We start from the raw sequence: 12,915 nt of genomic DNA, 5'->3' as shown, positions 1-12,915 counted from the left end.
CATGAATGATCACTGAGTAAAGTCCGACAGAGAGATCAAGAGACCGGCAGCAGCTTCAGAAGGTCGGGCTTGTGGTGCGCGGCACGGGTCGGCAGCTCGACGGCGGCGACGGCTTTCTCGATGGCCGCGCGCAGCCGGGCCTCCTCCTCGGCCCGGTCGCGGTACCAGGCGGTGCCCCACACCCGGTAGAGGTTCCAGCCGAGCCCGCCCAGGACCGCGGCGCGCAACCGGTCCCGGTCCCGGGCCACCGGCGAGGAGTGGTACATCGCGCCGTCGCACTCGATGCCGATCGCAAAAACGGGGCGTCCAGGTTGCAGCACGCCGAGGTCGAGCCGGTAGCCGCCGGATCCGATCCGCGCCTGCACTCCAAATCCCCACGATTCGATGGTCGAGCGAACCGAGCTCGCCAGGGAGTCGGATGCGCCATCGGCGGCGGCGGCGAAAACACCGCCTCGTTCGGCGAAGTCGAGGTACGCGGCCAGGTGCCGGACGCTCTCGTTGGCGCCGGCCGGGATGTCCCGGGACCGGATCGACGAGACGATCTCGACCCGCTGCCGGGCCCGGGTGATCGCCACGTTGAGCCGCCGCCACCCGTTGGGCCGGCTGAGCGCGCCGAAGTTGGTGCTGATCCGGCCCTGCTCGTCGTGGCCGTAGCCGATCGAGAAGATCATCACGTCGCGCTCGTCGCCCTGCACCGATTCGAGGCTCTTGACGAAGAATCCGTTGAGCCGGTCGCCGTCGAGCAGCCGGAGCAGCCCGGGGTGCTCGGTGACCGCCTGTTCGAGGGCGGCCTCGATCGCCTCGGCCTGCGCCACCGAGAACGTGACGACGCCGAGCGACAGGTCGGGCCGGCTGGTCAGCGACGCGATGACCCGTTCGGCGACGACCGCGGCCTCGACCGGGTTGTCGCGGGTGGTGCCGCGCCGGTAGACGCCGTCGGCCGGGACGAAGTGCACGCCGGTGTCGGCGCCGTCCGGGTCGGCGGCCGGGAAGGTGACCAGGCGGCCCTGGTAGAACGCGTGGTTGGCGAACGCGATGAGCGCCTCGTGCCGGCTGCGGTAATGCCAGGCCAGGCCCAGGGCCGGGAACGCGCCGCACGCCTTGGCCAGCTCCAGGATGGACTGGAAGTCGTCGACCTCGGTGCCCCGGTTGACCGCCTCGAAGAACGAGGTCGGCGGCAGCTGCTTGTCGTCGCCGGCCGCGACCAGCGCCGCGCCCCGGTAGATGCAGTTGATCGCGTCGGCCGGCGTCACCTGCGACGCCTCGTCGAAGATCACCACATCGAACGCGATGTCCGGCGGCAGATATTGGCTCACCGCAAGCGGTGACATCAGAAAACAAGGCTTCATGGCGAGTACGGCGGTGCGGGCCCGACCGATCAGATCCCGTACGGCGAGGTGCCGTGTCTCCTTCATCCCTTCCCGGCGCAGCAGGGCCGTCTCCTCGGCGGGCAGGCCCGTGCGCCGGGCGCCCAGCACCGCGGCGATCCGGGCCGGCGCCGACGCGATCAGGTCGAGGTCGAGGCGGCGGAACTCGTCGACGAGGTGGCTGCGTTCCTCGGCGCGCACCGGGTGCAGCCGCTTGTCGCGGTGCAGCACGTCGTCGGCCCAGGCGCGCAGCACGGCCCGCTCGAGAACCGGCCGCAGCTGCGCCGGCGGCAGTTTCAGATCCGCGCAGAACGCGACCGCCGCGTCCAGGCCGAACCCGGACAGCACCTCCCGCGCGGCGACGTGGCTGAACCACTCCTCCTGGCCGCTGGAGTCCTCCCGCAGTTCCCGCAGCAGCGCCGGCCCGCGGTCGTAGTCCTCGAGCGACTCGACCAGCGCGGCCCGGCGAGGGGCGCCGAACGCGGCGACGAGCGCGTCGCGGGCCTGCACCCAGGCGGTCGCCTTGGCGGCGAGCCCGTCGGCCGGCCGGCTGCCGGCAAGGGCAGCGACCTGCACCGCGGTGAGCGGCTTGTCGCCGGAGCCCGCGAGTTGCCGGGCCTTCGCGGCCCAGTCGATGGCGGCGCTCTCGGCGGCCTCGTCGATGTCGGTGCTCTCGTCGGTGGCCGGCCGGGCGTCGACGACGGCCTGGCGCAGGGCGGCCAGGCGCTCGGCGCCGGTCAGGTCGAGGGTGCGGCCGGTGGCCTCGTCGTAGGCCGTGACCAAGCGGGCGGCCGCGTTGAGCGGGGCCGCGTTGGCGCGCAGCCAGGCGACCGCCTCACGGACGGCGCCGTGTGCGAGGTCGGGCCGGGCGGCTGGCTCCGGGGCCGGGCGCAGGGTGGACTGCCAGCGGGCGATCGCGGCGGACACGCCGGCCGCGGCGCTGAGCAACCCGTCGTCCGGGGCGGGCGCGCAGACGTGGTCGACGACGGCCGGCATGGCCTGCGGCGGGGTCCAGCGCAGCAGGTCGGCGGCGACCTGCAGGGCCTCGCCGAGCGCGGTGAAGTCGGTGGTCGCGCCGCGCCAGAACCGGCCGAGAACGGTGGCGTGGTCGCGTTCGAGGTTGGCCAGCTCGCGGCGGGCGGCCCGCCAGGCGACCGCGGTGCCGAGGTGCGCGACCGCGTCCGAGGCGCTCATCGTCGGCAGCGCGAACGCGGCCACCGCCTCGTAGTCGCGCCGGTACGCGCCGAACAGCTTGCGGAACAACCCCCGGTGCCCGCGGGTCAGCCGGTCGGACAGCTCCTCGACCGGCTGGTCGAGGATCGACTCGTGGAAATAGCGGCGGGCCTGCCCCTCGGCAGCGGTCAGCGCCTCCACGCCCCGGCGCAGCGCGGCGGTGGCGGTGGTCGCCTTGGCCAGGACCCCGGCGCCGAACCAGTAGGCCTCCGGGCGGTTGGCCTTGCCGCCCAGCTCGCAGATCGCGATGGTGCGGGCGACGTCGTTGAAGGTGGCGGCGGCCGGCAGGGTCAGCGCGGAGGTGATCCGGGCGACGTCGCGCATCCGCTCCTCGAGCAGGGTGGCGTCGTCGTCGAAGCGGCGGGCCAGCCCGGCGGCCGCCTCGGCGGTGAGCGGGCCGGGGTCGACCGCGGCCGGCCGGGTCTTGGCCCGTTCCACCGGGGGCAGCTCCGCGGGCAGGTCGTCCCACTCGACGCCGGCGGCGGCGCGGACGGCGTCGCGGGCCTGCCGCACCCCGGCGAGGCGGCGTCCGCGTTCGGTGGCGGCCCGGCGCACCGGCTTGAGGCCGGCGATCGTGAGCCATTCGTCGTCGACCCCGGCCGGGCGGGCGGCGGCGTGCCCGGCCAGGGCGGCGAGGGCGGCCGCGGCGGCCGGCCGGGCCAGGCCGAACGCGCCGGCCAGGGCGGTGTGGCGGGCGGCCGCGCCGGACAGCTCGCGCAGTGCGTGCTCGGCCCGCTGGAGCCGGCCGTCGAGCGGATCGTGCTCGGTGACCTCGCGCCAGGCGAAGGCGTCCCCGAGGGCGGCCGGGCGCCAGGAGCGGGCCAGCCGGTCGGCGGCGTCGCGGACCTGCCGCAGGGTCTCCGGGGTCAGCGTGCTCGGCTCCGGTGCGGGCGCGGCGGGGGCGTCGGCGAGCTCGGCGCAGCGGCCGAGGATGTCGTGCAGGCTCGAGCCGAGCGGTTCGCGTACCTCGTTCATCGCCTCGGCGTACGCGGAAAGCCCCTCGCGGGAAGCCTGCGCCGCGCTCACCTCGCCTGTCGCCGGCGGGGCCGGCGTCTCGTCCAGCGCTCCGGCCAGCCCGCGCGCCACCTCCTTGCGGGTGGCCTTGTGGCTGTGCAGTTCCAGCAGGTAGCCGTCGAGACCCGCGTCGGCGAGCCGGTTGCGCACCACCTCGAGCGCGGCCGCCTTCTCGGAGACGAACAGCACCCGCTTCCCGGCGTGCAGCAGGCAGCCGATCATGTTGGCGATGGTCTGCGACTTGCCGGTGCCGGGCGGGCCGTCGAGCACGAAGCTGTGCCCGGCGGTGGCGGCGGCGACGCAGGCCCGCTGGGACGCGTCCGCGTCCAGGACCAGCGGAACCTCCTCGGGCGGGGCCAGCCGGTCGACGTCGCCGGGCGCGACCGGCTCGAAACCGGGGGCGCCGTCGAGCGAGGCCAGGCTCTGGATCACCGGGTGGGCGAGGATGCGCTCCTCGTTGTCGGAAAGGTCCCGGTACATCGCCTCCTTGTGGAAGCTGAACGTGGACAGCAGCACGGTCTCGCGCACCTGCCAGCCGTCCCGCCCGGCCGTCGCCGCCCGCACCCGGGTCAGGAATTCGGCCAGGTCCAGGTCGGCCAGCGACTCGACGGCCGGGAGCTCGACGCCGAGCAGCCGCATCCGCAGCACCACCGCCGGGTTCACCACCGGGTCGTCGTCGCGGCCGCGCAGCCGGGGGAGATCGGCCGGGCCGTCGGCGGTCAGCTCAACCGGCAAGAGCAGGAGCGGGCTTTCGTACGCCGTACCTTCCTCGTCGCTCCAGTGCAGCATGCCGATCGCCAGGTGCAGCGCGTCGACGCCCCGGTCCAGGAAGTCCTGCCGGGCCTTGCGCATCAGCCGGCGCAGCACGGTGCCGAGCGCGGACGCGTTCAGGCCGGTGCGGAAGAACTCGCCCTCGCCGGCGAAGCCGTGCTCGCCGCCCGAGCGCAGCGCGCCCACGATCACCGCCGGCGGCGGGCCGGCGATCTCCACCGTGCCCGTCTCGGTGCGCCGGAAGTTGATCAGCCGGTTGCCGGCGTCGAGGTTCACCAGGCCGTCGCGCCACGACCGCAGCGCGGCCCGGACCTGCGAATTTTCGGGCGTCATATCCCAATTTCAGCAAGGTGAAGGGTGATTCCGCTGGCGATTCGCGGGAAAGGGGGAAGCCATGAGCACACAACGCTGGGTCACCTACGCCGCCACGGCCGCCGCCGTGACCGCCACCGCGGCCGCCGGATCCGCCGTGGTGAACACCGGCACCCGGTGGTACCGCACGCTGGACAAGCCGTCCTGGCAGCCGCCGTCGTGGGCGTTCGGGGCGGTCTGGACGCCGCTGTACGCGAGCATCGCGTGGGCCGGCGGCCATGCCGTGCTGCGCACCCGGGGCGCGGCCCGGCGGGAGGTGCTCACCGCGTTCGGCACGAACCTGGCCGCCAACGCCGCCTGGAACTGGCTGTTCTTCGGGCGGCGCAGCGTGCTCGGCGGGCTGGCCGGCACGCTCGCCCTGGACGCGAGCAACGCCGACCTGATCCGCCGGACTGCCAAGCACGACACGGTGGCGGCGAAGGCGCTCGTCCCGTACGCGGCGTGGTGCCTGTTCGCCACCGCCCTGAACGCCTCGATCGCCCGGCGCAACCGGTAGGCCCGTCCGGTCCCGCGGCTCGCTGAGCCGGACGAGGGCGGGGCTCAGAAATAGACGTCCTCGTCGGCCTTGCGGTAGGGGCGGATCTCGTCCCAGCGGCCGGCGGCGGCGAGCCTGGCCCAGCCCGGGTTGCCCAGCAGCACCCGGCCCAGTGCGATCATGTCGGCGTCCTGCGTGTCGAGCTCCGCGAGCCGGCCCCGGTCGAGACCGATGGAGCCGACCGTGATCGTCGGCAGGCCGGTCAGCCGCTTCGCCCAGCCGGCCAGGTTGGCCGGGTCGCGGTCGAACGCCGGCTCCCAGAAGCGGCGCTGCGAGGCGTGCAGCACGTCCGCGCCGGCCTCGGCGAACGCGCCGAGGATCTCGCCCAGCTCGGCCGGGGTGTCGGCGATGCGGGCGGCGTGGTCGCGCTCCTTGAACTGGGAGAAGCGCACGATCAGCGGCAGGTCGGCGGGGATGTTGTCGCGGACCGCGCGGATCACCTCGGCCGGGAACGCGGCCCGGGCGCGTGCCGAGCCGCCGAAGCGGTCGGTGCGGTGGTTGGTGCGCGGCCAGAGGAACTCGTCGAGCAGGTAGCCGTGGGCGGCGTGGATCTCCACGGCGTCGAAGCCGGCGCGGACGGCGGTGCGCGCGCTCTCGGCGTACGACATCAGTAGTTGATCGAAGCCGTTGCCGTTGATCTTGTCGGGGGTCCAGGCGGTCTCGATCGGGAGGCGCTCGCCGCCGAGGTGCCAGATCTGCGCGGCGATGCGGCCGCCGGCCTCGTGGACCTCGTCCGTGACCAGGCGCCACCCGGCCTCGGCGGGGCCCGGCGTCAGGCGCGGGACGTCGTCCTCGTGGCTCGCGCTGGGGTGGCCGATCAGGGCGCCCTCGGTGATGATCAGGCCGATGCCGCCCTCGGCGCGGCGGCGGTAATAGGCGGCGTTCCCGGCCGTCGGCACGCCACCGGGCGACCGCTTGCGGGTCATCGGGGCCATGACGAAGCGGCTGCTCAGGGCCAGTTTTCCGAGGGTGGTGGGTGCCGCGAAAGTGTTCATGCCGGTACGGTAGAACTTCACATGGATGTGAGGTTCAAGGGTTCTGTGGCGCAGGAGACATCGATGCGGATCGGGGATCTGTCGGCGGCGACCGGGGCCAGCGCCCGCTCGCTGCGCTATTACGAGGAGCAGGGGCTGCTCGCGTCTGCCCGGACCGGCGGTGGGCAGCGGGTCTACCCGGCCGACGCGGTCGAGCGGGTGACGCTGATCCAGTCGCTGCTGGCGGCCGGGCTGAACAGCGTGACCATCGCCGACGTGCTGCCGTGCATCAGCGATTCCTCATTGCGTACGCCGTGGCTCAGCTCGCGGCTGACCGCCGAGCTGACCCGCGTCGAGTCACAGATCGAGAGTCTGAACCGGACGCGGGACATCCTCGCGGGCCTGGTGGAGGAATACCGCGTTACGCCCGCGGCGTCAGTTTGATCACCGGGATGTCCCGGTCGGTCTTGGTCTGGTAACCGGCGAACTGCGCCGCCTCGGTGGTGATCCGCTGCCAGGCGGCCTCATGCTCCGCGCCGTGCAGCTGCTCGGCGGTCACCGCGACCTTCTGGTCGCCGAGTTCGACCCAGGCCTGGTCGGGGTTGGCCTTGAGGTTGTAGTACCAGGCCGGGTTCTGGGCGCCGCCGCCGGCCGAAGCCACGATCAGCCAGCCCTCGGCGTTGGTGTCGCCGGCCGGGAACCAGCGCAGCGGGCTTTGCCGCTCCTGGCCGGACTTGCGGCCGATCGTGGTCAGGATCAGCAGGGCGCCTGCCTTGCGCCGGATCCGGCCCATGGTCAGCTTGTTCGCGATCTTTATCAGCGGGCCACCCGGTTGCCGGGCGCCGCGAGTGCCGTTGCGGCCGTCGAAGGTCATGTCGCGACTCTGGTCTCTACCGGTCTGGGCGGCAAGTCCGATTTGGAGAAACCTGGCGGAAATACGCTGCTGTTCGCGGCGAAAACCTTTCCCACTAATTAGATGGACAAAGTCAAGAGTCGATCTATGCGGAGGTCGGGTCGGTGGGTTGGGCACGCTTGCTTACGGTTCTTGTCCTGTTGGTTCCGTCGCCGGCTCGTGCTGCTCAGTCTGATCCGACGTGTGCGTGGGGTGGGCAGGTCAGCACCGATGCGGTGAACGCGCTCTTTCCGGAGAATCACGCCGCGTACTGGTCGTTCAACTACACGGTGCGGGCGGGGCTGCACATCCGGATCGACGGGGAGTTCCCGGACAGCCGGTTCATGTCGCTGTCGGTGTACAAGGGGGAGGGTGGGGCGTTCTCGGTCAACGGGGTGGAGTCGACGCTTACCGACTTCGAGATCCGGCCGGACGCCGGAACGGCCAATCCATGGCGTACGCGTGGGGCTGCACCGGGGGCGTACACCGTCGATCTTGTCTCTTTGCCGTCGGCGGGGGATTCGAATGTGCTGCCTGTTGCGCCTCTCGATACGCCGGAAGGGGCGTTGGGGCGGCTGATCTTCCGGGTCTATCTGCCGGCGAGTGGCGATTGGTCGTCCGTGGTCCTGCCCACGGTGACGATCACGGACGCCTCTTCGTCGCCGCTGCCGGATTGCTCCGATGCTGTTCTGCCCGCTGAGGCTCTTGCGGCGGCCGCCGGGTTGACCGGAGCGGCGGAAATCTCGGCTGATGTCCTGTTTGTCAGGCCGCCGGCTGACCTTGGGCTGCTGCCGAACACCGACACCGGATATCTTGCCGTCACGACGACCCCGCCCGCGGGGGACCAGGTGCTGGTCATCCGCGGGCACGGGGCCACCTCGGCGGACGGGGTGCATCCGCAGGTGTGGCCCCGGCGCGGCGTCGACCTGCGTTACTGGTCGCTGTGCACCAACCTCGACAACGCCCAGCGGTCGCTGGTGGCCAATCCGCTGCCGGACGGCACGGTCGACTACGGCTGCCGCAACGACGACGAGACGACGCTTGACCGGCACGGCTTTTATACGTACGTCGTGGGCACCGAGACTCAGCGCGCCCGGATCGAGGCCATCGCGGGGGTGACGTTCGTGCCGTGGTCGGCGGCGCGCCCGGCCGCCCCGCACGTGCTCTTCCTGCGCGACATGCTCGCCGATTCCGGTTTCCGCGAGGCGATCCAGAACGTCACCGCGATCAACGACGCCGACGGCGCCCGCAAGGTGATGCGCGAGTACTACCCCGAGACCGCCATTACCGAGCTGGCCGGGTTGGAGGCCGGCCATTCGTGCTTCACCACGGGATAGGGCCCTGGTCGTCGAAGAAGCCGCCGGTCGGGCCGTCGTCCGGCAGGGTGGCGAGGCGGATCGCGATTGCCGCGCCCTGGGCCGGGGTGCGGACGCCGCGGAAGCCGTTGAGGTCGGTGGCGACGAACCCCGGGCAGCCCATATTGATCTTGATGTTGGTGTCCGCCAGCTCCTTCACGTACTGGATGGTCACCGCGTTGAGAAACGTCTTCGACGCCGCGTAGGCCGCCGAGATCGGCCCGGTGTCACCCCCGCCGGCCTGGTGGCTCAGCGAGCCGACGGTGCTGGACATGTTGACGATCCGCGGCGACCGCGACCGGCGCAGCAGCGGCAGCATCGCGTTGGTGACCCGGATGACCCCGATCACGTTCGTCTCGACCACGGTCCGCATGGTGGCCGCCGGAACCAGGGTCGGCGCCTGCGGCATGCCACCGGTCACCGCGGCGTTGTTGACCAGCACGTCGAGGCGGCCGGCCCGCTCCTCGACCAGCCGGGCCGCCTGCGCCGCGCCGGCGTCGTCGGTCACGTCGAGCGGCACCCCGAACGCGTCCACCCCGGCCGCCCGCAGTTTCGCCACGGCGGTCTCCCGCCGCTCCTGGTCACGGGCGCCGACCCCGACGGCCCAGCCGAGACCGCCGAGGCCGGCCGCGATCTCGTACCCGATGCCCTTGTTCGCGCCGGTGACCAGCGCGATCGTTTGTTCGCTCATGACTCGATTCTCAGCCGCCGCGGGCCGCGCTCCAACACCGATAGGGTGGCCGGCAATACCCCACGAGTATCGAAAGGGAGCGTAGTTTGGCGGACATGGAGACGCGGGAGTTGCGCTACTTCGTCGCCGTCGCGGAGGAGCTGCACTTCGGGCGAGCCGCCCGCCGGCTCGGGATCGCGCAGCCGCCACTGTCGCGAGCGATCCAGCAGGTCGAACGGCGCATCGGGGCTGAGCTGCTGACCCGCACCAGCCGCAGCGTAACCCTGACCGAGGCGGGCGCGGTGCTGCTGGTCGAGGCCCGCGCCGCCCTCGACGCGGTCGACGCCGCCGAACGGCGCACCCGCCGGGCCGCGACCGGCCACCCGGGCCTGGTGCTGGCGGCGAAGGCAGGCGCGTCGACCGAGCTGCTGGCCAAACTCCTGGATGCGTACGCGGTGGAGCCCGGCGCCGTGACCGTGGACGTCTACCTGTGCGGCGTCGCCGAGCAGGAACGGACCCTGCGCGACGGCCGCGCCGACGTGGCCCTGTTGCACCGCCCGTTCGACTCGACCGCCGGCCTCGACACCGAGGACCTGTCGGTCGAGGGCCAGGTGGCGCTGCTGCCGGCCGGCCACCCGCTGACCACCAGGCCGGCACTGCACATGTCCGACCTCAGCGCCCTGCCCGGCTTGCCGTTGCCCCGCTGGCCCGCCCGCGACGGCACTTATCCGCCCGGCCCCGGCCCCGCGGTCCGCGACCACGCCCAGCTTCTGCAGCTGATAGCCCTGGGCCGAGCGGCCGCCGTGGTGCCGGAGTCGGCCCGCTCCCACGTGAGCGGCGACATCGCCACCGTCCCGGTCCTGGACGCCCCGCAGGTGACCACAGTGATCGCCTGGCCCCCACACAGCCGCTCCCGGGCCTTGGCCGGCCTGGTCCGAGCCGCCACCCGTCTTTAGGCCGCACGATCCGGTCCGATCTCGAGGCCTGCGTTGCGATTGCTGGTCAGGGCTTGGTCGGCGTCGTTATTCGGCGAGGCTGGGTGCCTGGCGAGACCAACGGTGCGCGTCTAGTTCGTCGACGATGAAGCCTGCGACGTCGGTGCGGGTGATGCGCCATCCGCCCTGGGGAGTGCTGTTGTCGGTGGCGCGGTAGCTGCCGGTGGGTTCGCGGTCCTGCAGATAGGTGGGTCGCACGAAGGTCCAGTCGAGGTCACTGTCGCGCACGATGTGCTCCATGCGGGCCATGTCGGCGTACAGGTCCGCGCCGATGGGGCGGATCAGGGCGCGGTACCACCAGGCGTGGTGGGGGTCGTCGTGCCGGACGCCGACGGAGGTGATGGCCAGCAGCCGCTTCACCCCGGTGGCTTGCATCGCCGACACGGTGGCGCGGGCGCCGTCGGAGTAGAGGTTGCCGGCCTTGCGGCCGGTGGCGCCGATGGCGGAGACGACAGCGTCGTGACCTCGGATGACGGCGCGCAGGCTGCCCGGGTCGCGGACGTCGGCACGTTCCACGCGCAGGCCTGGGGCCGCCGGGACGCTTGCGGGGTTGCGGACGGCGGCGGTGACCTGGTGTCCGCTGCGCAGGGCCGCCGCGACGATCAGGCGTCCGGTGCGGCCGGCGGCTCCGAGAACTACGACGTTGATGCTCATGCTGCTGTGTTCCTTTCGGTGGTGGGCAGGGCGAGGACGACGACGGCGCAGAGCACGCACGTGGCGGCCACGATGAGCGCGCCGGTGACCAGGGCGTGGGCGGGGGCGGTGCCGGCGAGGAAGACGGTGCCCAGGACGGCGACGCCGAGGGCGGTGGCGATCTGCTGGACGGCATTGATGGTTCCGGAGGCGCTGCCCACCTCGCCGGGGGTGGCGACGGCGAGGGTGCTCTGGATCAGCGGGCCGAAGAGCAGCCCCAGTCCGAGACCGCTCACCAGCCCGGCGGCGGCGAATGCCAGGTCCGTCGGGCCGGCGGCCGCCACAACGGCGAATCCGAGCACGCCGAGTAGTTCCACGCCGAGTCCGAGATGAAGCACGCGGCGGCCGAGGCGCGGGAACAGCGCTGGGACGAGCGGCGATGAGGTCGCGATGCCCAAGGCCACGGGGGCGAGTGCCAGGCCCGTGTGCAGCGCCGAGTAGTGCAGGCCCAGCTGCAGGAACAGCGACAGGATGAGCATCAGCCCGCCGGTTCCGGCGAACAGCAGCACGGCCACGGAAAGGCCGGCGACGAAGGGTCGCTTACGCAGCAAGGTCGGAGCGAGGATCGGAGAAGGACTGGTCGTCTGGCGTCGTGCGAGGGCGGCGAACGCGAGCACCGCAGTGGCCAGCACGGCGAAGGTCCACCAGGGCGCAGTGACTGACAGCACTGCCCGGGTCCGAGACACCCCGCGTACACGCCCTGCCAAAGCGCCACTGAGCCGCAAGGCCGTCGTCGCAGCCGCACTGCAGCTGGTCGACGAGGTCGGCTGCACCGCGGTGACCATGCGCCGCGTCGCCCAGGCCCTGGACACCGGCCCGGCGTCGCTCTACGTCTACGTGGCCGACCGGGACGAGTTGATGGCCGAGGTCTACGACCTTGCGCTGGCCGGTGTCCACCTGCCCGGCCCGGCCGACGGTGACTGGCGGGCCCGGCTGGAACTGCTCATCAGCCGGGCCATCACCACCCTCGCCGGCCACGACGACATCGCCCTGGTCGCGATCACCCGAGTGCCGACCGGGCCGCAGGCCCTGCGCATCCTCGAAGCGACGATGACCCTGCTACGCGCCGGCGGCATCGACGACAACCTTTGTCCGTGGGCGGCCGACCTGCTCGACCAGTACGTGACCTCATCGGCTCTGGAACTCGCCGCCCGGCTGCGCGACCAGCGCGCCTTGACCGCAGCCCAGGGTGCGGCCGAGGCCACCGAGGAAGCCATGTCCGAAGCCGCCGGATCCGAACTCGACGCCGTCTACGGCGACCTGCCGGCGGACACCTACCCGACCATCCACACCCTGCGCCCGGCCATGACCACCGCCGGCCGCAACAGCCACGCCTACGCCAACTGGAAACTCAGCGTCATCATCGACGGACTGCTGAGCCATCGCGGACCGTCGTAAAGATTGGCCCACCCGTCGCCCGAGGGCCGGGGTGTCCGAGCGGCGTTACGCGCGGAGCAGGCGGACGAAGACTTCGGCCAGGGCCGTTGCGGTGGCCTCGGGGGTGGCGCGGGGCAGCATGATGTGGCTCACCGTCAGGCGGATCGCGGCGTCGATCGCCAAGGTGACCAGGTCCGGCGGGGCGTCGGGCAAGTGGCAGGCGGCCCACTCGCGCAGCACCCCGCCGGCCTCGATCAGGACTATCTCGGAGCGGGTCGTCAGGTAGGGCAGCAGCTCGTCGGCGCCACCGCGGGTGCTGGTCAGGATGGCCCGGACCAGTGGGTTGCGGGCGGCCTCGTGCAATGTCAGCACGATCGCGGCGTAGCCGGCCGCGCGGACGTCGGGGCCGTGCTCGAAGAGTTCGCCTCGCACCCGCTGGGCGAACAGGCGGACCTCGCTCACCGCCAGGGCCTCGGCCAGGCCCGCCCGGCCGTCGAACTCGTTGTAGACGGTCTGGCGGCTCACCCCGACGGCCTTGGCCACGTCGACCATGCGCACGCCCTCCCAGCCGTGCTGGACGGTCAGGTCGCGTGCGGCCCGGATCAGCGCCTGCCGGAGGCGGGCGCGATTGGACTCGCGATAGGACGACGTGGCTGCCATGGGCCTG

Annotated in this window: 12 protein-coding genes; 5 read left to right on the top strand and 7 right to left on the bottom strand. The window is 72.4% G+C overall.

The window, feature by feature from the left end; genetic code table 11:
* Positions 1-35: 35 nt before the first annotated feature.
* Positions 36-4,718, bottom strand: coding sequence for a DUF4011 domain-containing protein (locus AB0E90_RS14555; protein ID WP_360404135.1), 4,683 nt, complete (start codon positions 4,716-4,718; stop codon positions 36-38).
* A 61-nt stretch (positions 4,719-4,779) separates the two neighbouring features.
* Here AB0E90_RS14555 and AB0E90_RS14550 point away from each other — a divergent pair, with 61 nt between their 5' ends.
* Complete coding sequence (locus AB0E90_RS14550; RefSeq protein ID WP_360404132.1) at positions 4,780-5,253, top strand: TspO/MBR family protein; 474 nt, start codon at positions 4,780-4,782, stop codon at positions 5,251-5,253.
* A gap of 44 nt (positions 5,254-5,297) precedes the next feature.
* On the opposite strand, the gene AB0E90_RS14545 is transcribed toward AB0E90_RS14550, so the two are convergent.
* Positions 5,298-6,287 (bottom strand): 12-oxophytodienoate reductase, encoded by a 990-nt coding sequence (locus AB0E90_RS14545; RefSeq protein WP_360404129.1) that lies wholly within the window; start codon positions 6,285-6,287, stop codon positions 5,298-5,300.
* A 63-nt stretch (positions 6,288-6,350) separates the two neighbouring features.
* On the opposite strand from AB0E90_RS14545, the gene AB0E90_RS14540 reads away from it, so the two are divergent.
* Complete coding sequence (locus AB0E90_RS14540; RefSeq protein ID WP_360404126.1) at positions 6,351-6,710, top strand: MerR family transcriptional regulator; 360 nt, start codon at positions 6,351-6,353, stop codon at positions 6,708-6,710.
* Here AB0E90_RS14540 and AB0E90_RS14535 read toward each other — a convergent pair.
* Positions 6,688-7,140, bottom strand: coding sequence for a nitroreductase/quinone reductase family protein (locus AB0E90_RS14535; protein WP_360404123.1), 453 nt, complete (start codon positions 7,138-7,140; stop codon positions 6,688-6,690). The genes AB0E90_RS14540 and AB0E90_RS14535 overlap by 23 nt on opposite strands.
* A 254-nt stretch (positions 7,141-7,394) precedes the next feature.
* Between AB0E90_RS14535 and AB0E90_RS14530 the strand changes: the two genes are divergently transcribed.
* The gene (locus tag AB0E90_RS14530; RefSeq protein ID WP_360404120.1) at positions 7,395-8,495 is read left to right on the top strand and encodes a hypothetical protein; all 1,101 of its coding nucleotides are present in this window, start codon (positions 7,395-7,397) and stop codon (positions 8,493-8,495) included.
* On the opposite strand, the gene AB0E90_RS14525 is transcribed toward AB0E90_RS14530, so the two are convergent.
* Positions 8,482-9,204: an SDR family oxidoreductase gene (locus AB0E90_RS14525; RefSeq protein ID WP_360404117.1), complete on the bottom strand. Its 723-nt coding sequence runs from the start codon at positions 9,202-9,204 to the stop codon at positions 8,482-8,484. The genes AB0E90_RS14530 and AB0E90_RS14525 overlap by 14 nt on opposite strands.
* Before the next feature lie 95 nt (positions 9,205-9,299).
* On the opposite strand from AB0E90_RS14525, the gene AB0E90_RS14520 reads away from it, so the two are divergent.
* On the top strand, positions 9,300-10,139 hold the full coding sequence (locus AB0E90_RS14520; protein ID WP_360404114.1) for a LysR family transcriptional regulator: 840 nt from the start codon (positions 9,300-9,302) through the stop codon (positions 10,137-10,139).
* A gap of 66 nt (positions 10,140-10,205) precedes the next feature.
* On the opposite strand, the gene AB0E90_RS14515 is transcribed toward AB0E90_RS14520, so the two are convergent.
* Both AB0E90_RS14515 and AB0E90_RS14510 read right to left on the bottom strand, forming a co-directional pair.
* Complete coding sequence (locus tag AB0E90_RS14515) at positions 10,206-10,832, bottom strand: SDR family oxidoreductase (RefSeq protein WP_360404111.1); 627 nt, start codon at positions 10,830-10,832, stop codon at positions 10,206-10,208.
* Entirely contained in the window at positions 10,829-11,557 is a 729-nt protein-coding gene (locus AB0E90_RS14510) for an MFS transporter (RefSeq protein ID WP_360404108.1), read from the bottom strand. Before AB0E90_RS14510 ends, AB0E90_RS14515 begins: the two co-directional genes overlap by 4 nt.
* On the opposite strand from AB0E90_RS14510, the gene AB0E90_RS14505 reads away from it, so the two are divergent.
* The gene (locus tag AB0E90_RS14505) at positions 11,526-12,269 is read left to right on the top strand and encodes a TetR/AcrR family transcriptional regulator (RefSeq protein WP_360404105.1); all 744 of its coding nucleotides are present in this window, start codon (positions 11,526-11,528) and stop codon (positions 12,267-12,269) included. The genes AB0E90_RS14510 and AB0E90_RS14505 overlap by 32 nt on opposite strands.
* 45 nt (positions 12,270-12,314) lie before the next feature.
* Here the strand turns inward: AB0E90_RS14505 and AB0E90_RS14500 are convergent, their stop codons facing one another.
* Positions 12,315-12,908, bottom strand: coding sequence for a TetR family transcriptional regulator (locus AB0E90_RS14500; RefSeq protein WP_360404102.1), 594 nt, complete (start codon positions 12,906-12,908; stop codon positions 12,315-12,317).
* Positions 12,909-12,915: the final 7 nt, after the last annotated feature.

It is taken from the genome of Actinoplanes sp. NPDC026619 (assembly GCF_040638295.1).
Lineage (GTDB): Bacteria > Actinomycetota > Actinomycetes > Mycobacteriales > Micromonosporaceae > Actinoplanes.
Note: the sequence above shows the minus strand (reverse complement) of the source record. Positions and strands in the feature narration are given on the sequence as shown.

What these genes read in the sequence shown, in the direction of transcription:
- AB0E90_RS14555 (WP_360404135.1), bottom strand. Translation starts at nt 4,718, where the DNA reads ATGACGCCCGAAAATTCGCAGGTCCGGGCCGCGCTGCGGTCGTGGCGC.
- AB0E90_RS14550 (WP_360404132.1), top strand. Translation starts at nt 4,780, where the DNA reads ATGAGCACACAACGCTGGGTCACCTACGCCGCCACGGCCGCCGCCGTG.
- AB0E90_RS14515 (WP_360404111.1), bottom strand. Translation starts at nt 10,832, where the DNA reads ATGAGCATCAACGTCGTAGTTCTCGGAGCCGCCGGCCGCACCGGACGC.
- AB0E90_RS14540 (WP_360404126.1), top strand. Translation starts at nt 6,351, where the DNA reads ATGCGGATCGGGGATCTGTCGGCGGCGACCGGGGCCAGCGCCCGCTCG.
- AB0E90_RS14520 (WP_360404114.1), top strand. Translation starts at nt 9,300, where the DNA reads ATGGAGACGCGGGAGTTGCGCTACTTCGTCGCCGTCGCGGAGGAGCTG.
- AB0E90_RS14535 (WP_360404123.1), bottom strand. Translation starts at nt 7,140, where the DNA reads ATGACCTTCGACGGCCGCAACGGCACTCGCGGCGCCCGGCAACCGGGT.
- AB0E90_RS14545 (WP_360404129.1), bottom strand. Translation starts at nt 6,287, where the DNA reads ATGAACACTTTCGCGGCACCCACCACCCTCGGAAAACTGGCCCTGAGC.
- AB0E90_RS14525 (WP_360404117.1), bottom strand. Translation starts at nt 9,204, where the DNA reads ATGAGCGAACAAACGATCGCGCTGGTCACCGGCGCGAACAAGGGCATC.
- AB0E90_RS14500 (WP_360404102.1), bottom strand. Translation starts at nt 12,908, where the DNA reads ATGGCAGCCACGTCGTCCTATCGCGAGTCCAATCGCGCCCGCCTCCGG.